The organism is Pelomonas baiyunensis (assembly GCF_043555935.1).
GTDB classification, from domain to species: domain Bacteria; phylum Pseudomonadota; class Gammaproteobacteria; order Burkholderiales; family Burkholderiaceae_C; genus Pelomonas; species Pelomonas baiyunensis.
Genome location: NZ_JBIGIB010000006.1, coordinates 290,354 through 309,650, shown reverse-complemented (window position 1 = coordinate 309,650; position 19,297 = coordinate 290,354). Strand labels below are relative to the sequence as shown.

At 68.6% G+C, this 19,297-nt stretch carries 18 protein-coding genes; 14 read left to right on the top strand and 4 right to left on the bottom strand.

Going from position 1 to position 19,297, the window contains the following annotated elements:
* The first annotated feature begins 10 nt into the window (after window positions 1-10).
* On the top strand, window positions 11-1,105 hold the full coding sequence (locus ACG01O_RS20010) for a dienelactone hydrolase family protein (RefSeq protein ID WP_394387174.1): 1,095 nt from the start codon (window positions 11-13) through the stop codon (window positions 1,103-1,105).
* 33 nt (window positions 1,106-1,138) lie between these two features.
* Here ACG01O_RS20010 and ACG01O_RS20005 read toward each other — a convergent pair whose 3' ends face one another.
* From ACG01O_RS20005 to ACG01O_RS19990, 4 genes are all read right to left on the bottom strand, one after another.
* Window positions 1,139-1,657 carry a YgjV family protein gene (locus ACG01O_RS20005; RefSeq protein ID WP_394387173.1) on the bottom strand — a complete coding sequence of 173 codons (519 nt, stop codon included), beginning with the start codon at window positions 1,655-1,657 and terminating at the stop codon, window positions 1,139-1,141.
* A complete protein-coding gene (locus tag ACG01O_RS20000) occupies window positions 1,657-2,403 on the bottom strand; it encodes a rhamnogalacturonan acetylesterase (protein ID WP_394387172.1) in 747 nt (248 codons plus the stop codon). Before ACG01O_RS20000 ends, ACG01O_RS20005 begins: the two co-directional genes overlap by 1 nt.
* An 18-nt stretch (window positions 2,404-2,421) precedes the next feature.
* Entirely contained in the window at window positions 2,422-5,364 is a 2,943-nt protein-coding gene (locus tag ACG01O_RS19995) for a TonB-dependent receptor (protein ID WP_394387171.1), read from the bottom strand.
* A gap of 153 nt (window positions 5,365-5,517) precedes the next feature.
* Window positions 5,518-5,850, bottom strand: coding sequence for a cupin domain-containing protein (locus ACG01O_RS19990; RefSeq protein WP_394387170.1), 333 nt, complete (start codon window positions 5,848-5,850; stop codon window positions 5,518-5,520).
* Window positions 5,851-6,052: 202 nt separating this feature from the next.
* Between ACG01O_RS19990 and kduD the strand changes: the two genes are divergently transcribed.
* The 13 genes from kduD to ACG01O_RS19925 all read left to right on the top strand — a co-directional run bounded on the left by kduD (window position 6,053) and on the right by ACG01O_RS19925 (window position 19,273).
* Window positions 6,053-6,814 carry a 2-dehydro-3-deoxy-D-gluconate 5-dehydrogenase KduD gene (kduD, locus tag ACG01O_RS19985; RefSeq protein ID WP_394387169.1) on the top strand — a complete coding sequence of 254 codons (762 nt, stop codon included), beginning with the start codon at window positions 6,053-6,055 and terminating at the stop codon, window positions 6,812-6,814.
* 144 nt (window positions 6,815-6,958) lie between these two features.
* On the top strand, window positions 6,959-7,843 hold the full coding sequence (locus ACG01O_RS19980; RefSeq protein ID WP_394387168.1) for a carbohydrate ABC transporter permease: 885 nt from the start codon (window positions 6,959-6,961) through the stop codon (window positions 7,841-7,843).
* The gene (locus ACG01O_RS19975) at window positions 7,840-8,712 is read left to right on the top strand and encodes a carbohydrate ABC transporter permease (RefSeq protein WP_394387167.1); all 873 of its coding nucleotides are present in this window, start codon (window positions 7,840-7,842) and stop codon (window positions 8,710-8,712) included. The genes ACG01O_RS19980 and ACG01O_RS19975 overlap by 4 nt, the downstream gene beginning before the upstream one ends.
* A gap of 4 nt (window positions 8,713-8,716) precedes the next feature.
* Window positions 8,717-9,823 carry an ABC transporter ATP-binding protein gene (locus ACG01O_RS19970; RefSeq protein ID WP_394387166.1) on the top strand — a complete coding sequence of 369 codons (1,107 nt, stop codon included), beginning with the start codon at window positions 8,717-8,719 and terminating at the stop codon, window positions 9,821-9,823.
* Window positions 9,820-11,106, top strand: a complete 1,287-nt coding sequence (locus tag ACG01O_RS19965) for an ABC transporter substrate-binding protein (protein WP_394387165.1) — start codon at window positions 9,820-9,822, stop codon at window positions 11,104-11,106. The genes ACG01O_RS19970 and ACG01O_RS19965 overlap by 4 nt, the downstream gene beginning before the upstream one ends.
* Window positions 11,106-12,266, top strand: coding sequence for an oligogalacturonate lyase family protein (locus ACG01O_RS19960; protein WP_394387164.1), 1,161 nt, complete (start codon window positions 11,106-11,108; stop codon window positions 12,264-12,266). Before ACG01O_RS19965 ends, ACG01O_RS19960 begins: the two co-directional genes overlap by 1 nt.
* Window positions 12,263-13,372, top strand: a complete 1,110-nt coding sequence (locus ACG01O_RS19955; RefSeq protein ID WP_394387163.1) for a pectinesterase family protein — start codon at window positions 12,263-12,265, stop codon at window positions 13,370-13,372. The genes ACG01O_RS19960 and ACG01O_RS19955 overlap by 4 nt, the downstream gene beginning before the upstream one ends.
* On the top strand, window positions 13,369-14,640 hold the full coding sequence (locus ACG01O_RS19950; RefSeq protein WP_394387162.1) for a pectate lyase family protein: 1,272 nt from the start codon (window positions 13,369-13,371) through the stop codon (window positions 14,638-14,640). Before ACG01O_RS19955 ends, ACG01O_RS19950 begins: the two co-directional genes overlap by 4 nt.
* A gap of 60 nt (window positions 14,641-14,700) precedes the next feature.
* Entirely contained in the window at window positions 14,701-15,507 is an 807-nt protein-coding gene (gene kdgR / locus ACG01O_RS19945; protein WP_394387161.1) for a DNA-binding transcriptional regulator KdgR, read from the top strand.
* Between the two features lie 120 nt (window positions 15,508-15,627).
* Entirely contained in the window at window positions 15,628-16,647 is a 1,020-nt protein-coding gene (locus ACG01O_RS19940; protein ID WP_394387160.1) for an NADP-dependent oxidoreductase, read from the top strand.
* Window positions 16,647-17,105 (top strand): GNAT family N-acetyltransferase, encoded by a 459-nt coding sequence (locus ACG01O_RS19935; protein ID WP_394387159.1) that lies wholly within the window; start codon window positions 16,647-16,649, stop codon window positions 17,103-17,105. The genes ACG01O_RS19940 and ACG01O_RS19935 overlap by 1 nt, the downstream gene beginning before the upstream one ends.
* Window positions 17,102-17,983, top strand: coding sequence for an SDR family oxidoreductase (locus tag ACG01O_RS19930; protein WP_394387158.1), 882 nt, complete (start codon window positions 17,102-17,104; stop codon window positions 17,981-17,983). Before ACG01O_RS19935 ends, ACG01O_RS19930 begins: the two co-directional genes overlap by 4 nt.
* Window positions 17,984-18,010: 27 nt before the next feature.
* Window positions 18,011-19,273: a TIGR03862 family flavoprotein gene (locus tag ACG01O_RS19925; protein WP_394387157.1), complete on the top strand. Its 1,263-nt coding sequence runs from the start codon at window positions 18,011-18,013 to the stop codon at window positions 19,271-19,273.
* Window positions 19,274-19,297 lie beyond the last annotated feature (24 nt).

Here is a 19,297-nt window from a genome sequence, read left to right as displayed (position 1 = left end):
GGAACGCCCCATGAGCACCCGCCGTCAGGCCTTGTGGAGCTTGGCCAGCCTCACCGGGCTGACCCAGGCCGACCCACTGGACGCCACCCTCGCCCACGCCCAGCAGCGCTGGCAACCCCGCTTGGCCGGATGGGCCGGATGGGCGGGAGACGGCGGCCGGGCCCAGGCGCTTGCCAGCGCCCGCCGCTGGATGCTGCGCCCGGGCGACGACGGCGGCGCGCTGGCCGCCGAGGTGCGCGCCGAACAAGCCCGCGAGGGCCACCAAGCCCAACACCTCAGCCTGCGCGGTGCGCTGGGCGACCGCGTGCCCGCGCTGTACCTGCGGCCGCACGGGCCGGGGCCGCACCCGGCCGTGTTGCTGCTGCACGACCACGGTGCGCGCTTTGACCTGGGCAAGGACAAGCTGATTCGCCCGATGACCCCCAGCGCCGCGGCCGAAGCCTGGGCTGCGCGCTACTTCGACGGCGCCTTCGTGGGCGAGACCCTGGTGAACGCGGGCTTCGCCGTGCTGGCCATCGACGCGCTCGGCTGGGGCGAGCGCAGCCGGCCCGCCTTCGCCAAGGACGACCAGCAGGCCCTGGCCAACCACCTGATGCAGCTGGGGCACAGCTGGGCCGGCGTCATCGCCAGCGATGACCTGCGCGCGCACCGCTGGCTGCGAGAACAGCCGGAGGTCGACCCGACACGCGTGGCGGTGCTGGGCTTCTCGATGGGCGCGCTGCGGGCCTGGCAACTGGCCGCCGTGTGCGACGAGGTGGCCGCCTGCGTGGCCGCCCACTGGATGTGCACCCGCGAGGGCTTGCTGCGGCCCGGCGAGCACACGCTGCAAGGCCAGTCGGCCTTCAGCATGATGCACCCGGGCCTGGCCGCTGAGTTGGACCACCCGGACGTGGCCGCACTCATCGCACCGCGCCCGCTGCTGCTGTTCGGCTCCCCGCAAGACCGCCTGTTCCCGTGGGACGCGGTGCAGCACGCGTGGCAGCAACTGGGCCGCGCGTGGCCTGCGCGCGGTGCGCTGCGCACCGAGGTGTCGGCCGACGGGCACCGCTTCGGACGCGCGGCTCAAGCCCAGGCCACCGCCTGGCTGCAGCAACAGCTGCGTTGAGCTGACGGGCTGTGAGCTGACGGGCTGAGCCGATCAGCCCCCCGGCGCCTTGGAGACCTGTGAGGCCTGATGCAGCCGCCAGCAGGTGCGCGCATTCGTCACCGCCAGCACCAGCTCCAGCAGGCTGCCGCCGATGGAGCCCACGCACAGGTTGTTCACCAGCCACAGCAGTGTGCCCCCCAGCATCAGCAACCGCATGCGCAGGCCCTGCAGGAAGAACAGCGCGAAAGTGCCGATGCAGCTGGCTGCAATCGGCAACAGGCTGAGGGCGCCGTGCATGAACACCCCCCCCAATGCCAGCGACAGCGCCATGAAGCTCAAGCCCACCCGCGGCCCGCGCCACCGCAACGCAGCCAACGAGCGCAGCAGGGACACGCTGGTGCTGGCCACTGCCGTGGGTTGGCCCAGCAGCAGAAAGTGGCCGATGTAGGCGGCGCACTCCCCGGCCATGAAGAGCTTGAAGCGCCGGTCGTTGCTTTGCGCAAAGCAGGCCACACCCAGCGCGAACGCCAGGTAGCCCAGCCACTGGGCGGGCGACGTGAACGCCGCCATCACGGGCGCAGGGTCAGCGCCGTGCGCAGCTCGGGCTTCAGGGCCAGCAGGCCTTGCAGCACCAGGTCAGCAAACCGCTCGGCGCCCCGCGGACCCAGATGGGTGCGGTCAAAACGCGGTGGCGCTTCGGCCAGGGTGTCGGCCTCGTCGGGGCCTAGGGCTTGCACGAGCGCAGCACTCTGGGCGTTCAGGTCCAGCACCGGCACCTGTTCGGCCTCGGCCACGCGCAGCACCACCTCCGCCCAGGGTCGCAGGTCGTTTTGCAGCACGCCGTCTTTGAAGCTGCGGCGGGTCAGCGGCGTGAGCAACACGACCTCGGCACCAGCGGCCCGCACGTCCTGCACATAAGCCAGCAGGTTGGGGCCGTACTCGGTGGCCAAGTCGGTGGAGCGGCCCGGTTTTCCGGGTTGGTCGTTGTGGCCCAGTTGCAGCAGCACGAGGGTGCGTTGCTGCGTGTCGCCCGGGCCGCGCTCGCGCAGCACGGCCAGCACCGTGTTCCACAAACCTTCCTCGCGGTAGCTCTTGGTGGAGCGGCCGCCGCGCGCCAGGTTCAGGCAGGCCACCTGTTGCAAGCGCGCGCACAGCGCATTGCCGTACCCGCTGCGCGGCGCCAGGGTGGAGTCGCCCACCAGCACCACGCGCGGGCCGGCGGGCGGCTGGCCTTGCGCGGCCACGCCGATGGCGGCGGCCACCAGCAGCCCGCCGCTGCACCAGGCCCGGCCACGGCCGCGCAGAAGGGTCCACACGCACACGCGCGGCCTCGGTCAGAACTTGTAGCGACCACCCACGATGAACTCGCGGCCGGTGTAGTTGTTCACCACCACGTTGTTCATGGCGCGGGAGATGAACTGGTCGTTGGGCTGGTTGGTGAGGTTGGTGGCCTCGAAGGTCAGCTCCAGCTGGGGGCTGAACTTGTAGCCCACCGACAGGTCCACGTTGAAGGTCTTGTTCTTGCCCGCCACGTCCTGGTTGTTGCCCGCCGGGATGGTGGTGAGGAAGGCCGCGCGCGCCGAGCTGGAGATGCGACCGCTGAGCGTGCCGTCGTCGTAATAGAACGAGAGGTTCCACGAGCGGGGCGACAGGTTCACCAAGTCCTCACGCACCGTGCCGGCGCCGATGGCGGCGGACAGCACGTAGTCCATCTTGCTCTTGACCTGCGTGTAGTTGGCCAGCACGCCGAAGTTCTTGCCCCAGCCGGGCAGGAAGGTGAAGGGCTGCTGCACGTTGATCTCGAACCCGCTGAGCTTGCCGCCCTGCGTGTTGATGGGCGCGCTGACGGTGAAGATTTCCTCGCCCGTGAAGTTGCTGGGCAACAGCGCCATGGGCAGGCCGGTCTGGTTGTAGGGCACGTTGCGGCCCTGCGTCAGCACGAAGCTGCCGATCTTCTTCTCGAACAGCCCCAGGCCGATGAACGCGTTCTTGGCGTGGTACCACTCGGCGCTGAGGTCGTAGGTGGTGGCGCGGAACGGGTCCAGCGCCGGGTTGCCGCCGGTGTAGCTGAGCGTGCCGGTGGTGGAGAGCGTGCCGCCGGGGTTCAGGCTCTGCAGCGGCGGGCGCGACATGACCTTGGCCGCTGCGGCGCGCAGGATCAGGTCTTTGGTGAGGCCCAGCGAGACGTTGCCCGAGGGCAGCCAGTCTTTGTAGACGCGCTCGGCCGTCACGGCGCTGCCGCCGCCGGTGGCCAGGTAGCCGCTGGCGCTGATGGCCGTCTTCACATAGCGCGTGCCCAGGTTGCCGCGCAGCGGCATGGTGCCCAGGCGGCTCTCGAACTCGGCCATCAGCCAGCTGCCGGTGTCGGTCTCGGTGATGGCGCGGTTGCCACCGCGGGCGTTGCCGTTGGTGATGGAGGTGAGCGTGTAGTCGCCCGGGCCGCCGGCCGGGCCGGTCTTCAGGCAGTTGCAGTAGATGTCGTAGGCCTTGGCGATGGCGTCCAGGTTGGGAATGACCCAGGACGTGACCGAGCCCGCCGGCAGGCTTTGCCCCTTGCCGAAGCCCGACAGCGTGGTGACCAGGCTGCTGGCATCCACACCGGCCGGCAGGGTGTTCATGGTCTCCACCGTGCGGCGGTAGTCGTAGCTGGTGAACTTGAACTGCTTGTAGCTGACGCCGCCCTTGACCGTCAGGAAGTCGGGAATCGCTTCCCAGGCCAGGTCGGCCGTGGCCACGTCTTGCCGGTTGGTCACGCCGTTGGGGCGGATGCGCACCTCGCTGGGCGTGAAGTTGGCAATGCTGGTGGCGCCCACCGGCACGCCGTAGATCTTCAGCCCGCTGGCGTCGCTGGTGTTGAGGTTGCCGTAGCTGATGAGCGGTGCGCGGTCGTTGGCTCGGGCGTCGAACACGTAGCCGTTGACGTTGGGGGCGTCCAGCGTGGTGGTGGTCTGGATGGGGTTGTTGAAGCGCGACTTGGCGCGGCCGCCGCGCACCGTGAGCTTGAGCGTGTCGCTCAGGTCCTGCTCCACGGTCAGCGTGGGCTGCGTGAACTCGGTGCTGAGCTTGTCAAAGCGCGACTCGGAGCGAACGTCCACGCCGTTGAACTTGCCGTACACCATCTGGCCGGCCGCGTTGTACTGGGCTTCCAGCACGCTGGTCTGCTGCTTGCCACCGGCCGACAGCGCGCGGCTGAAGGAAATCGCTTCCAGGAAGTCTTCCTGCCGGGTCGCGTCGAGCTTGGAGTACAGCATGTCGAACGTGATCAACAAGCTGTCGGCCGGGCGCACCTGGATGGAGCTGGTCAGGCCCAGGCGCTCCTGGTCGTGCGTGAGGCGGCCGTAGCGCGGCAGGCGGGGGTGGAAGTTGGTGGCCTTGCTGGCCTCGGTGTAGGCGGCCAGGTTCTCGGGCGTGTTGGGCAGGCGGGCCACACCTTGCGCGGCCGGGCCGCAGGTGGTGGCCGTGGAGCCGGTGGGCAGGTTGGTGGTCACGCCCTGCGGCGGGCACCAGCCGCTGAAGCTGTTGCCGCTGGAGGGGCCGTTGTCCCAACGCACGGTGCTGAAGCCTTCCTCGTACACCTCGCGCTTGGAGTAGGCGCCCGACAGCAGCACGCCGATCTTCTTGTCAGCCAGCGTGTTGGACACGAGGAAGGAGGCCTTGGGCGTGGCCTTGCCGCGGATGTCGTTGTAGGTGCCCTTGACCGACACCGCGGCCACGAAGGTCTTGAGGTCGAACGGTCGCGCGGTTTGCAGGTCCACCGTGGCGCCGAGCGAGCCTTCGTCCACATCGGCCGAGCTGCTCTTGCGCACCGTGAGCGCGTTGAACAGGTCGGCGGCGAAGACGTTGAAGTCAAACGCGCGGGTGCGGTTGGCGCCGCCGGAGCTGTCGGTGCCGCCGGTGGTGGCCAGCGCTTCGATGCCGTTGATGCGGGTGCGGGTGAAGTCACCGCCCAGGCCGCGCACCGTGATGTTGCGGCCCTCGCCCGCGTCGCGGTCGATCACCACGCCCGGCACGCGCTGCAGCGACTCGGCCAGGTTGGTGTCCGGGAACTTGCCCATGTCCTCGGCCTTGATGACGTCGACGATGCCCTTGTCCTGCCGCTTGGCGTTGAGCGCGCTTTCCAGCGACGCGCGGATGCCGGTGACGACGACGGCCCCCAACTGGTTGGTGGGCGCGGCGGCGTCCTGACTCCAGGCGGGCGTGGCGGCCAAGGCCGTCAGCGCGGCGGCAAGCGCCACGGGCTGCAGGACGGGACGGGGGGCGGAACGGAACGTGGGCATGGGTTGTCTCCTGGTGCTGGCCGCCTGGGCGCACGCGGGCGCTGGCAGCTCTCAAAGGGTGCGGGGGGCTCAAGGCCCAGGGGCGCACGCAGGGCACCCGTCGATCGTGAAGCGGGCGTCGCTGCAGTGCGAGCACCCACCGCGCCGGCTCGGCTACAGGTAGTCGTCGCGCCGGGGGGAAAACTGGTCCAGCAAGGTGGCGCCGTCGTCCAGTGCCACCACGCCGTGCGAGGTCAGCCGCGGGGCGATGAAGGCGTCACCCGGGTGCAGCACGCAGGTTTCGCCGCCCACCTGGCACTCGAACCGGCCCGACACGACGTAGGCGATCTGGTCATGCGCGTCGTGCGCATGCACCGTGCCGACCGCACCCCGGTCGAACTGCACAAGCACCGACATCAGCTCGGGGGTGTGCCCCACGATCTTGCGGCGGATGCCGTCGCCGAGTTCGGTCCAGGGGGTGTCTTGGTGGCGGAAATAGTGGCTCATGGCGGCTTGGAGCGGCTGGATTGCGGTGCATGATAGAACCGCAATTCATTTTTCGGAACAGCGGTTCACTAATTAGAAACCATGATTCCGCAGCCTGATCGTGACGCCTAAAGTCGCGCCAAACAGGAATTGGAACCGCGTTTCAATTTCACCCCTCTCCACGACGAGGCCCGCCGCTCGGCCTCCACTTCAGGACAACGCCATGGTGCTTCCTTCCTTCCAACTTGCCGGCAAAACCGCCATCGTCACCGGCTGCAACACCGGTTTGGGCCAGGGCATGGCGCTGGCGCTGGCGCAGGCCGGGGCTGACGTGGTGGGCGTGAACGTGTCCGAGCCCACCGAGACACAAGCCGGCGTGCTCGCCCTGGGTCGCCAGTTTCTGGACCTGCGCGCCAACCTGGGTGACACGGCCTGCATTCCGGACCTGGTGGCCCGCGCCAAGGGGTTGAACGGCGCCGTGCACATCCTCGTGAACAACGCCGGCATCATTCGCCGCGAAGACGCCATCAAGTTCTCGGAAGCCGACTGGGACGACGTGATGGACCTGAACCTGAAGTCGGTGTTCTTCCTGTCGCAAGCGGTGGCCAAGGTCTTCATGGCGCAGGGCAGCGGCGGCAAGATCATCAACATCGCGTCGATGCTGAGCTTCCAGGGCGGCATCCGCGTGCCGTCGTACACCGCCAGCAAGAGTGGCGTGATGGGCATCACCCGGCTGATGGCCAACGAGTGGGCCTCGCACGGCATCAACGTGAACGCCATCGCCCCGGGCTACATGGCCACCAACAACACCGCACAGCTGCGGGCCGACGAAAACCGCAACGCCGCCATCCTGGAGCGCATTCCGGCCGGCCGCTGGGGCAAGCCCGAGGACCTGGCCGGCCCGGTCGTGTTCCTGGCGTCCACCGCGTCGGACTACGTCAACGGCTACACCCTCGCCGTTGACGGCGGCTGGTTGGCTCGGTGATTCGGCCCACCCCCTACGCGCTGACGCGCGCCCCCTCGAGGGGGCAAGCCAGCGACCCGGCGGAGCCGGTTCCGCGGCTTCGCTGGATGGCCCGCCTCGCTGACGCGGCGGGGCTCTGAGAATCACCGACGGAGACACGGTGAGATGTACGAAAACAAGAGATTAGGCTTCCTGTTCGTGCTGCCCTTCGTGCTGGGCGTGCTGCTGTTCAAGCTCTTCCCCTTCGTGATGAGCTTTGCCCTCAGCTTCACGCAGTACGACCTGATCGACCCACCGGAGTGGGTGGGCCTGCGCAACTACGAAGAGATGCTGACCGGCGACCCGCTGTTCCGCAAATCGCTGGGCGTCACCCTCACCTTTGCGCTGCTGGCCGTGCCGCTGCGCGTGGGCTTTGCGCTGGTGGTGGCGCAGGTGCTGAACTTCCGGCTCAAGGGCATCAATGCCTTCCGGGCGGCGTTCTACATCCCGTCCATCCTCGGTGGGTCGATCGCCGTGGCGGTGCTGTGGCGCTTCGTGTTCGCCAAGCACGGGCTCGTCAACATCCTCCTGGGCCAGCTGGGCTTCGAGCCCATCCCGTGGTTGGCTGACGAGCATTACTCGATGTGGACCATCGTGCTGCTCTTCACCTGGCAGTTCGGCTCGGCCTGCGTGATCTTCCTGGCCGCGCTGCAGAACGTGCCGAAGTCGCTCTACGAAGCCGCCGAGATCGATGGCGCCAGCGTCAACCAGCAGTTCTGGAAGATCACCGTGCCGCTGATCACGCCGGTCATCTTCTTCAACCTGATCATGCAGATGGTGCATGCCTTCCAGGAGTTCAACGGCCCCTACCTCATCACCGAGGGCGGCCCGCTGCATTCCACCTACGTGCTGGCGCTGTACATCTACGACCAGAGCTTCCGCTTCTTCAACCTCGGCTACGGCGCAGCGCTGAGCTGGGTGCTGTTCGCCCTCGTCGCCGGGCTGGCCGCGATGTCGTTCTGGAGCAGCAAGTTCTGGGTGTTCTATGCGGGCGAAAAGGACAAGAAATGAGCGCCGCCGCTGAACTGAACGAACGCGCCGTGGGCGACGACGGCAAGACGCCCTGGCTGCGCTATCTGCTGCTGGCGGCCACCGCCATCGTCATGCTCTACCCGTTGCTGTGGCTGGTGGGCGCGTCCTTCAAGAGCAACAGCGAGATCTTCACGTCGGCCGGCTTCTGGCCCAGCAAGTTCTCGCTGGACGCCTACGCCAAGGGCTGGAAGACCAGCACCGAGTACACGTTCGCGACCTACTTCCTGAACAGCTTCCTCATCACCATCCCGCGCATCATCGTCACGGTGATCTCCTGCGTGCTGGTGGCCTACGCCTTCGCGCGCTTCGAGTTCTGGGGCAAGAAGATGCTGTTCAGCATCATGGTCGGCACGATGATGTTGCCGCTCATCGTGCTGCGCCTGCCGCAGTACCTGGTGTTCCGCGAGCTGGGCTGGCTGGACAGCTACCTGCCGCTGATCGTGCCCTCGGCGTTCGCGACCGACACCTTCTTTGTGTTCATGCTCGTGCAGTTCCTGCGCGGCATCCCGCGCGACATGGAGGAGGCCGCGCTGATCGACGGCTGCAACGCGCTGCAGCTGCTCTGGCACATCATCGTGCCGCTGCTCAAGCCGGCCATCATCAGCGTCATCGTCTTCCAGTTCATCTGGACGATGAACGACTTCATGGGCCCGCTCATCTACCTGGCCTCGGTCGAGAAGTACCCCGTGAGCCTGGCGCTGAAGATGAGCATCGGCGCGACCGAGGAGGTCGAGTGGGCCAATGTGATCGCGATCTCCGTCGTCGCCCTGATCCCGTCCGTCGCGGTGTTCTTCGCCGCCCAAAAGCATTTCATCGAAGGCGCCACCAGCAGTGGCGTGAAGGGCTGACCCCATGGCCGCAGTGAGCTTGCGCAAGGTCGAGAAGACCTACCCGAATGGTTTCAAGGCCGTGCACGGCGTCGACCTCGACGTGCGGGACGGCGAGTTCATGGTGTTCGTCGGCCCGTCGGGCTGCGCCAAGTCGACGCTGCTGCGCATGGTGGCCGGGCTGGAGTCCATCACCGGCGGCGAGCTGCACATCGGCGGCCGCGTGGTCAACGACATCGCGCCCAAGGGCCGCGGCATCGCGATGGTGTTCCAGAACTACGCGCTCTACCCGCACATGACGGTCTACGACAACCTCGCCTTCGGCCTGAAGCTGGCCAAGACGGGCAAGGCCGAGCTGGACCAGCGCGTGCGACACGCCGCGCAGCTGCTGGAGATGGAACACCTGCTGGAGCGCTACCCCAAGCAGCTCTCGGGTGGCCAGGCCCAGCGCGTGGCGGTGGGCCGCGCCATCGTCAAGAAGCCCGAGGTCTTCCTGTTCGACGAGCCGCTGTCCAACCTCGACGCCAAGCTGCGCGCCGCGATGCGGGTGCGCCTGACCGAGCTGCACCGCTCGCTGCGCGATGCCGGCCAGCCGGCCACCACCATTTACGTCACGCACGACCAGACCGAAGCCATGACGATGGGCGAGCGCATCTGCGTGCTCAAGGCCGGCGTGATCCAGCAGGTGGACACGCCCACCGCGCTGTACGACCGCCCGGCCAATGCCTTCGTGGCCAGCTTCATCGGATCGCCCGAGATGAACATCGTGCCGGCCCAGCTGCGCGACGGCGCGGTGGAGCTGGGCGGCGTGCGCCTGGCCCTGCCGGCGGGCCGATTCCAGCCCCACGCCGAAGGCCCGGTGCAGTTCGGCCTGCGCCCCGAGCACATCGGCCTCATCGCCAAGCCTGGCAGCGTGCCGGTGCAGGCCACGCTGAAGTTCTGTGAGCACATGGGTGCCGAGGTCTTCACCTATGTCGATGTCGGCGGCGTGGCCCTCAGCGCCCGTGTGCCCGCCGAGGACGGCGCCGCCCTCACCCCCCTGCCGCGCGGCTCGGCCGTGACGCTGCACTTCCACATGGCACACGCCCACCTCTTCGTGGCGGACGACCACGGCGCGAGCTTGCTGAAATGACCTTGAACCGCCGCAGCCTCCTCGTCAGCGGCGCCGCCCTGGCCGCGCCCTGGGTCCATGCCAACTCCAAACCGCTGCGCTTCGCGTGGTGGGGCGGCGCAGGCCGCCACCAGGCCACGCTGGCGGCGCTCAAGGTGTTCGAGCAGCGCCATGGCGTGAAGGTCAAGGCCGAGTACATGGGCTTCTCGGGCTATCTGGAGCGGCTCACCACCCAGATCGCCGGTCGCTCCGAGCCCGACCTCATGCAGATCAACTGGGCGTGGATGGCCATGTTCAGCAAGCGCGGCAACGGCTTCACCGACCTGAACACGCTCAGCAAAGAACTGGCGCTGGACCAATTCACCGACGACGACCTCGCCTACGGCCGCGTGCAGGGCAAGCTCAACGCGCTGCCCTCGTCTTTCAGCGCCCGGGTGTTTCTGTGGAACCAGACCGCCTTCGCGCGCGCCGGCGTGAAGCTGCCTGAAACCTGGGACGAACTCTTCGCCACCGGCCCCGCCTTCCGCGCCAAGCTGGGAGACAGCGCCTACCCGCTGGACGGTGAGCTCTACGACATGATCCTGCTGTCGCAGAGCTACGTGCAGCAAAAGCACGGCACGCCCTTTGTCGACCCCACCCAGGCCCGCGTGGCCATGAGCCCCGCCGCCGCGCTGGACTGGGTGAAAACCTACAAGCGCCTGGTGGACTCGCACGTGGCCACGCCGCTGCCGCTGCGCGCGTCCTTGGGTGGCGCCGAGAAGCCCACCGAGCAGCAACCCGACTGGGTGGCAGGCCGCTGGGCCGGCAACTACACCTGGGACTCCACCATCGGCCTGCGCAGCTCCACGCTGGCGCCGGGCGAGAGGCTCACCCTGGGCGCCTTCCCCACGCTGGACGGCAGCCGCGAGAGCGGTCTCTTCGGCCGCCCCACGGTCATGTACACGGTCGGCCGCAACAGCACCCAACCCGAGCTGGCCGCCCGGCTGATGAACTTCCTGCTGACCGACCCCGAGGCCGCGCGCATCTTGGGCCGCACGCGCGGCCTGCCCAGCGCCAAGAGCGCGCTGGCCGTGCTGCAACAAGCCGGCGGCCTGCCCCCGCTGGAACTGGCCGCGCACGACCAGATCCAGGCCCAGCGCGACGCCGGCCGCCTCATCCGCCCCGCGCCGCTGTTCGAGCACGCGCGCTTCCAGAAATTCATGCGCGAGGTCTTCGAGACCGTCGCCTACAACAAGACCACCGACGGCGAGGCTGCCCGCCGCCTCGTCGAAGAAGGCAACGCCCTGTTGCAGAGGATCCAGTGATGAAAGCCACCGAGCGCAAATTCAACTTCGTCTCGCACGAGGACCCCGACACCGGCGCCCGCGTCACCCGCCTGACGCCGCCCGACGTCACCTGCCACCGCAACTACTTCTATCAAAAGTGCTTCACCAATGACGGCACGAAGTTGATGTTCGGCGGCGAGTTCGGCCCCCAGCCCAGCCCGAACTGGAACCTGCATCTGCTGGACCTGCCCTCGCAGACGGCCCTTCAGCTGACCGATGGCGCCCGTGAGAACACCTTCGGCGCCTTCATGAGCCCGGACGACCGCTTCGTCTACTTCGTGCGCGGTGACCGCCACCTCATCCGCCTGGAGCTCGCCACGCTGAAGGAAGAGGTCGCCTACGTCGTGCCCGACGGCTGGGTGGGCTACGGCACCTGGGTGAGCAACAGCGCCTGCACCAAGATGGTCGGCATCGAGATCGCCGCGGCCGACTGGTTCCCGCTGAACACCTGGCAGAAGTTCAACGACATGTTCCACAAGAAGCCGCTGTGCCGGCTGTTCAGCGTGGACCTGCAAACTGGCCAACGCAGCGTCATCCTGGAGCAGCGCGGCTGGCTGGGCCACCCGCAGTACCGCCCGTTCGACGACCACACCGTGGCCTACTGCCACGAAGGCCCGCACGACCTCATCGATGCCCGCATGTGGTTCATCAACGAAGACGGCACGAACCGCCGCTGCGGCAAGGAACACACCGACGGCGAAAGCTGCACGCACGAGTTCTGGGTGCCCGACGGCAGCGCCATGATTTACGTGAGCTACAACGCCAACGCCCCCGAGCGCTGGATCTACAGCCTGGACCCCGTGACGCTGGAGAACAAGCTGCTCACCGCCATGCCGCCCTGCTCGCACCTGATGAGCAACTTCGACGGCACGCTCATCGTGGGCGACGGCTGCGGCAAGGCCAGCGCCGGTGACAACGAGATGCTGGTGGGTGACCCCTACCTGCACCTGTTCGACCTGAAGGCCGGCATCACACGCCCGATCGCGCGCCACGACAGTGGCTGGGACGTCTACAAGGACAGCCGCCAGGTCACCCACCCCCACCCCAGCTTCACGCCGGACGAAAAGCAGGTGCTGTTCAGCTGCGACAAGGAGCGCGCGAACGGCGTGGAGCCCGCCCTCTACCTGGCGGACTTGTGAAGGCTCGACTCGGGCCGCTCGTCGCGCTGGCGCTCACGCTGGCGGCCAGCGTGAGCCCCGCCCAGACCCGCCCGCAGCTGACGCCCGAACAGGCCGCCGCCCACACCCTGGCCGCCTACCTGGGCGACTGGACGCCCGCGCCGCTGGCCGACCTCGGCGCCACGCCGCCGGACTTCGTGGTGAGGCCCGGCGAGTCCGTTCAGGCCGCAATCGACCGCGTGCCGGCGCCCACCCCAGGCGATACCAAGCGCTGGGTCATCCAAATCCAACCGGGCACGTACCGCGGCCCGGTCTGCATCCAGGGCAAGGCGCCACTGGCCCTCATCGGCTCGCCGCTGGACGCCGCCGCCGTGGTGCTGGTGGACGGCCGCTTTGCTGGGCAACCCAAAGCCGAACACGAACCGGCGCACCCCTGCGTGCCAGAGTTGGGCAAAGCCACCATCGGCACCGGCGGCAGCACCACCGTGCTGGTGCAAAGCGCCGACGTGCAACTCATCGCGCTGACCATTGCCAACGATGCGATGGACGCCGTCCATCTCGGCCAGGCCTACCCCGCCGGTGCTGGTGAAAGCGGTGGCGCCCAGGCCGTGGCGCTGACCCTGGCCGGCGACCGCATCCAGCTGGAGAACGTCCGCCTGCTGGGCCACCAAGACACCCTCTTCGCCCGCCGCGCGGCGCCCGGCCAGCCCGCCCGGCAACTGATTCGCCACAGCCTCATCGCGGGCGACGTGGACTTCATCTTCGGCAACGCCGTGCTGGTCATCGAGCACAGCACCCTCCTGACCCGTGCCCACCGCCGCGCGCCTGGCCATGGCGGCATCGTGCTGGCGCCCAGCACCGCGCCGGAGGTGGGGCAAGGCTTCCTCGTCACGCACAGCCGGTTCCTCGCGGAACCCGGCATCGCGCCCGGCGCCACCGCGCTGGGCCGGGCCTGGGATGCCGGCGTCAAGCCTGGCACCTGGGTGGCGGGCACCAGCCCCAACGGCCTCGCCGTGGTGCGCGACAGCGAGATCGGCGCCCACATCGGCCCCTGGCAGGCCAGCACCTCGCGCCGGCCCTTCAACGCCGCCACCCACCGACTCCACGAATTCAACAACCGCCCATGAGCCTGCACCGCCGCCACGTCCTCGCCGTCGCCGGCCTGTCCGCCTTGAGTGCCTGCGCCACACGGCCGGCCCTTCCGGCGGACCGCCCGGCGCAAGCGCTGTTGGGCTGGGCCAGCGTGGGCCCCACGACGGGCGGGGCCGGGGCGACAGCCGCCCATGTGTTCGACGTGCACGACCGCGCCGGGCTGGACGCGGCACTGCGCGCGGGCGACAAGCCCAAGATCATCCGCGTGCACCGCTTCATCGACCTCTGCCCCGCCGGCATCGAGGCCTTCATGGAGCCGGGCTTCAGCTTCGACGCGTTCGACCGTGCCTACGACCCCGCCACCTGGGGCCGAGACGACCCCACCGGTCCGCTGGAAGACGCCCGCAAGCGCTCCGCCAAGCGGCATGCGGAGGTCGCCCAGGTGCGGCTGCCCTCCAACACCACCCTGGTGGGCGTGGCCCCCGGCGCCGGATTCCATCGCGGCGGCTTCATGCTCGAGCGGGTGAGCAACATCGTCATTCGCCACCTGCGCTTCTCGGACGCCTACGACTACTTCCCCGAATGGCAGCCGCGCGACAACGGCCATGGCGAGTGGAACTCGGCGTACGACAACGTCTCGCTGCGCGGGGCCGAGCGCGTGTGGGTGGACCACTGCCATTTCGACGATGGCCAGCGGCCCGACAAGCTCGAACCCATCCGCCTGGGCCAGCGCGTGCAGCACCACGACGGGCTGCTGGACATCACCAACGGCAGCGACCTCGTCACCGTGTCGTGGTGCCGCTTCCAGGCGCATGACAAGACCATGCTCATCGGCAGCGGCGACGGCAAGACCAGCGACGACGGAAAGCTGCGCGTCACGCTGCACCACAACCACTTCCACGGCTGCAAGGAGCGCACGCCGCGGGTGCGCTTCGGCCGCGTGCACGTGGTGGCCAACCTGTTCAGCGCCGACGCGGCCGACGACTTCGCCTACTCGCTGGGCGTGGGCATGCAGTCGCGCCTGTTCAGCGAACACAACCGCTGGGAGTTGCCCGCCAGCGTCACGCCAGACCGGCTCATCCGCCGGCTCAAGGGCACCGCGTTCCTGGACGAACACAGCCAGCTCAACGGTCGCCCGGTCGAGATCCTCAGCGCCTGGCAGGCCGCCCACCCCGCGGAGTCGCTCTCAGCAGACATCGGCTGGCGCCCCGACGACTTCTACGACGCCGCCGCGCTGCGCCCGCAGCAACCAGGACTCCTCAGCCAGCAGATCCGTGCAGGCGCCGGCCCGCAACTGCGCTGAGGCGGTGCTGAGCGAGAATTCACGCCTCTCTTGAAACAAGCGCCCGAAAGAATCAAAACGATGGATGACGACATTGGCGACTCCAAGCAGCCGGAGTCGGTTGCTGCGGTACTCAAGGTGTTCGCCATCCTCAATGCGCTCGGCGAACGCAACGACATCGGCATCACCGACCTCTCGGTGCGCCTGGCCATGCCCAAGGCCACGGTCTACCGCTTCTTGCAGACCATGAAGAGCCTGGGCTACGTGCGCCAGGAGGCCGACAGCGAGCGCTACGGCCTGGCCATGCGCATGTTCGAGATCGGCGCCAAGGCCCTGCCCTCGCCCGACCTCGTCGACCTGGCCAAGCACCCCATGCAGATGCTGGCCGACGCCACCGGCGAAACCGTGCACCTGGGCAGCCTCATCGACAGCGAAATCATCTACATCCACAAGGTGGACTCGCGTCACATGCTGGGCATGTACTCGCGCGTGGGCCGCCGTGCGCCGCTGCACTGCACCGCCATCGGCAAGGTGCTGATGGCCTGGGAGCACCCCGAGCGCCGCGACGCCATCCTGGACGGCGCCGAGTTCAAGCGCTTTCGCGACAAGACCATCACCGAACGCCCCGCGTTCCTGGCTGAACTGGCACAGGTCAAGGCCCAAGGCTTCGGCGAAGACCGCGAGGAATTCGACGACCACATCCGCTGCCTGGGCGTGCCCATCTTCGACCGCCTCGGCCAGCCCATCGCCGGCCTGAGCGTGTCCTTCCCCACCTTCCGTTTCGACGAGGCCAAGGCGCCCGCGGTGGTGAAGATGCTGCAGAAGGCCAGCCGCGACATCTCCGAGAAGCTGGGCTGCACGCAGTTCCCGCTGCCCATGGCGGACTGAACCCACGCGACTGGAAAAGCACGACCGTGCTTTTCTGTCGCCGATGGGACGCGACGCGTGCGCCGGCCCATGCTTCAATGCCCTCCGCTGGCCGGGACGCCCCCGGCCCTGGAGACCCGCATGAGCACCACGAACCGCCAAATCGTCCTCGCCTCCCGCCCCAAGGGTGAGGTCACGCCCGACAACTTCCGCCTCGTCGAAACGGCCCTCAGCGACCTGGCTGACGGCCAGGTGCGCGTGCGCAACCACTTCCTGAGCCTGGACCCGTACATGCGCGGCCGCATGAACGACAGCAAGAGCTACGCGGCCTCGCAAGCCATCGACGAGGTCATGATCGGCGGCACCGTCGGCGAGGTCGTCGAGTCCAAGAACAGCCATTTCGCGGTCGGCGACAAGGTCGTCGGCATGGGCGGCTGGCAGGAGTACCAAACGGTCGACGCCAGCCAGCGCGGCGTGCTGCAGAAGGTGGACACCACGCACATCCCCCTGTCGGCCTACCTGGGCGCCGTAGGCATGCCCGGTGTGACCGCCTGGTACGGCCTCGTGAAGATCATCAACCCCAAGGCCGGTGAAACGGTGGTGGTGAGCGCCGCCAGCGGCGCGGTCGGCTCGGCCGTGGGTCAGCTGGCCAAGGCCCGTGGCGCCCGCGCGGTGGGCATTGCCGGCGGCGCCGACAAGTGCCGCTACGTCGTCGAGGAACTGGGCTTTGATGCCTGCATCGACTACAAGCAGCACGGCGATGTGAAGTCGCTCTCGGCCGCCCTGAAGGCCGAGTGCCCGAACGGCATCGACGGCTACTTCGAGAACGTCGGCGGCTACATCCTCGACGCCGTGCTGCTGCGTGCCAACGCCTTCAGCCGCATCGCCATGTGCGGCATGATTTCCGGCTACGACGGCCAGCCCATCCCGATGGCTGCGCCGCAGCTCATCCTGGTGAACCGCATGAAGGTCGAGGGCTTCATCGTGTCGGAACACATGGAAGTGTGGCCCGAGGCGCTGAAGGAACTCGGCACCTTGGTCGCCACCGGCAAGCTGAAGTACCGCGAGTCCGTGGCCAACGGCATCGCTGCCGCGCCCGAGGCCTTCATGGGCCTGCTCAAGGGCAAGAACTTCGGCAAGCAGCTGGTGAAGCTGGTCTGATGCACTGGCAGTGCACGCCCTTCGCCGATCTCGGCGTCGAGGCCCTGTACGACCTGCTGGCGCTGCGCTCGGAGGTGTTCGTGGTGGAGCAGCAATGCATCTTCCAGGACATCGACGGGCTCGACCGCCACACCTGGCACCTGCTGGGTCGCCAGAGTGATGGCACGCTTGGCGCCTACGCCCGCTTGATTCCTCCCGGCTTGAAGGGCGCTGACGCCCTGATCGGCCGCGTGGTCACGGCACCCAGTGCACGCGGCAACGGCAGCGGCCGCGCCCTGATGACCGAAGCCCTGGCCGCCTGCGAACGCCTGTGGCCCGGCCACCCCCTCACCCTGCACGCGCAAGCGCACCTGCAGGGCTTCTACGCCAGCTTCGGCTTCACGCCGGTGGGCGACACCTACATGGAAGACGGCATCGCGCACATCGAGATGCGCCTGCCCAAGGAGACACACGCATGAAGAAAACCGCCGTCATCACCGGCGCTGGCTCCGGCTTCGGCCTGGAGGCCGCCCGCCTCGCCGCCCAGCGCGGCATGAATCTCGTGCTGCTGGATGTGCAGGCCGACGCGCTGGAGAAAGCCGCCGCCGAATTCACCAACGTCGAGGTGCTGCACCGCGTCGTGGACGTCGCCAAGGCCGACGCCATGGAGGCCCTGGCGGCCGACGTGCAGCAACGCTTCGGCGCGCCGCACTTCGTGTTCAACAACGCCGGCGTCGGCTCGGGCGGCCTGATCTGGGAAAACGCCACCACCGACTGGGACTGGGTGATGGGCGTGAACGTGATGGGCGTGGTGCACGGCGTGCGCCTGTTCGCCCCCATGATGCTGGCCGCCGCCAAGGCCGACCCGAGCTACGAAGGCCACATCGTCAACACCGCCTCCATGGCCGGGCTGCTGGTGCCGCCGATGTCCGGGGTCTACAACGTCAGCAAGGCGGCCGTGGTGGCCCTGACCGAAACCCTGCACCACGACCTGCGCCTGGTCACGAACCAGGTGCACGCCGCCGTGCTGTGCCCGTTCTATGTGCCCACCGGCATCAGCCAGAGCCACCGCAACCGCCCCAGCGACCTGGCCGGCGCCAAGCCCACGCGCAGCCAGCTGGTGTCCCAAGCCCAGACCGACAAGGCCGTGGCCTCCGGCAAGCTCACCGCCGCCGATGTGGCGGCCATGGTGTTCGACGCCATGGACCAGCACAAGTTCTGGATCTTCAGCCACCCCCAGGCCCTGGCCGGCGTGCAGACCCGCATGGAAGACGCCCTGCTGCAACGCAACCCGACCGACCCCTACGCCGCCCGACCGGACATCGGCGAGGCGTTGAAGGCGAAGTTGCAGGGCTGAGTTCCGCACCGCACGGACAATCGGGGCATGAGTTCCCCGATTTCCCAAGACGCCATCGCCATCATCGGTGGCGGCCCGGCCGGGCTGATGGCTGCGGAGGTGTTGGCCGCCGCAGGCCACCCGGTCACTGTGTTCGATGCCAAGCCCAGCGTGGGCCGCAAGTTCCTGCTGGCCGGCAAGGGCGGCCTGAACTTGACGCACTCCGAGTCGTTCGCGCCGTTCGTCGGCCGTTTCGGCGCGCGTGCGCCGCAGATCGAGCCGCTGCTGCGCGCGTTCGACGCCGACGCCCTGCGCACCTGGGCGGCCGAGCTGGGCGTGCAGACCTTTGTGGGCACCTCCGGCCGCGTGTTTCCCACTGACCTGAAAGCCGCGCCGCTGTTGCGGGCCTGGCTGCACCGGCTGCGCAGCGCAGGCGTGAAGTTCGCCATGCGCCACCGCTGGGCCGGCTGGGCCGATGACGGCGCGCTGCGCTTTGACACGCCGGAGGGCGAGCGTGTCGTCACGCCGCGAGCCACGCTGCTCGCGTTGGGCGGCGCGTCATGGCCGCAGCTGGGGTCGGACGGGGCCTGGGCGCCCTGGCTGGCCGCGCGGGGCGTGGACGTGGCGCCGCTGCAGCCCGCCAACTGCGGCTTCGATGTCGGCCCCACCGCTGCGCACGCGGCGGCACCGGGCTGGAGCGAACGCTTCGCCTCGGAATTTGCCGGCCAGCCGGTCAAGCCGGTGGCGCTGAGCACCGCAGGCTTTGACGGCCGACCGGGGGAGTTCGTGATCACCGCCACGGGCATTGAGGGCTCGCTGGTGTACGCCGCCAGCAGCGCACTGCGCGAGCAGATCGCCCGCGAGGGCCAGGCCACGCTGCACCTGGACCTGCTGCCGCAGTTGACGCCCGAGCGGGTGCAGGCCGAGGTGAGCCACCCGCGCGGCAGCCGCTCGCTGTCATCGCACCTCAAGAGCCGCCTGAAGCTGAGCCCGCTGAAGATGGGCCTGCTGCACGAGTTGCTGACCCGCGAGCAGATGCTGGACAGCCGCACGCTGGCCGCGGCGCTGAAGGCGCTGCCCTTGACGCTGACCGTGCCACGCCCCGTGGCGGAGGCCATCTCGACGGCAGGCGGCGTGCGCTTTGAAGCCCTGAACGACGGGCTCATGCTGAACGCCGTGCCCGGTGTGTTCGTGGCGGGCGAGATGCTGGACTGGGAGGCGCCGACCGGCGGCTACCTGTTGACGGCCAGCATGGCCAGCGGCCGTGCGGCGGCCCGGGGTCTGGCGGCCTGGCTGGGCCGCGCCGCCTGAGGCGGCTGTGGCGTCTGAGGGGAT

Bases quoted from the DNA above. Each gene is read 5' to 3' on its own strand.
- ACG01O_RS19950 (WP_394387162.1), top strand. From the start codon at position 13,369: ATGAGCCTGCACCGCCGCCACGTCCTCGCCGTCGCCGGCCTGTCCGCC.
- ACG01O_RS19935 (WP_394387159.1), top strand. From the start codon at position 16,647: ATGCACTGGCAGTGCACGCCCTTCGCCGATCTCGGCGTCGAGGCCCTG.
- ACG01O_RS20010 (WP_394387174.1), top strand. From the start codon at position 11: ATGAGCACCCGCCGTCAGGCCTTGTGGAGCTTGGCCAGCCTCACCGGG.
- ACG01O_RS19975 (WP_394387167.1), top strand. From the start codon at position 7,840: ATGAGCGCCGCCGCTGAACTGAACGAACGCGCCGTGGGCGACGACGGC.
- ACG01O_RS20005 (WP_394387173.1), bottom strand. From the start codon at position 1,657: ATGGCGGCGTTCACGTCGCCCGCCCAGTGGCTGGGCTACCTGGCGTTC.
- ACG01O_RS19970 (WP_394387166.1), top strand. From the start codon at position 8,717: ATGGCCGCAGTGAGCTTGCGCAAGGTCGAGAAGACCTACCCGAATGGT.
- kduD (WP_394387169.1), top strand. From the start codon at position 6,053: ATGGTGCTTCCTTCCTTCCAACTTGCCGGCAAAACCGCCATCGTCACC.
- ACG01O_RS19965 (WP_394387165.1), top strand. From the start codon at position 9,820: ATGACCTTGAACCGCCGCAGCCTCCTCGTCAGCGGCGCCGCCCTGGCC.
- ACG01O_RS19990 (WP_394387170.1), bottom strand. From the start codon at position 5,850: ATGAGCCACTATTTCCGCCACCAAGACACCCCCTGGACCGAACTCGGC.
- ACG01O_RS19925 (WP_394387157.1), top strand. From the start codon at position 18,011: ATGAGTTCCCCGATTTCCCAAGACGCCATCGCCATCATCGGTGGCGGC.
- ACG01O_RS19940 (WP_394387160.1), top strand. From the start codon at position 15,628: ATGAGCACCACGAACCGCCAAATCGTCCTCGCCTCCCGCCCCAAGGGT.
- kdgR (WP_394387161.1), top strand. From the start codon at position 14,701: ATGGATGACGACATTGGCGACTCCAAGCAGCCGGAGTCGGTTGCTGCG.
- ACG01O_RS19930 (WP_394387158.1), top strand. From the start codon at position 17,102: ATGAAGAAAACCGCCGTCATCACCGGCGCTGGCTCCGGCTTCGGCCTG.
- ACG01O_RS19960 (WP_394387164.1), top strand. From the start codon at position 11,106: ATGAAAGCCACCGAGCGCAAATTCAACTTCGTCTCGCACGAGGACCCC.
- ACG01O_RS19980 (WP_394387168.1), top strand. From the start codon at position 6,959: ATGTACGAAAACAAGAGATTAGGCTTCCTGTTCGTGCTGCCCTTCGTG.
- ACG01O_RS19995 (WP_394387171.1), bottom strand. From the start codon at position 5,364: ATGCCCACGTTCCGTTCCGCCCCCCGTCCCGTCCTGCAGCCCGTGGCG.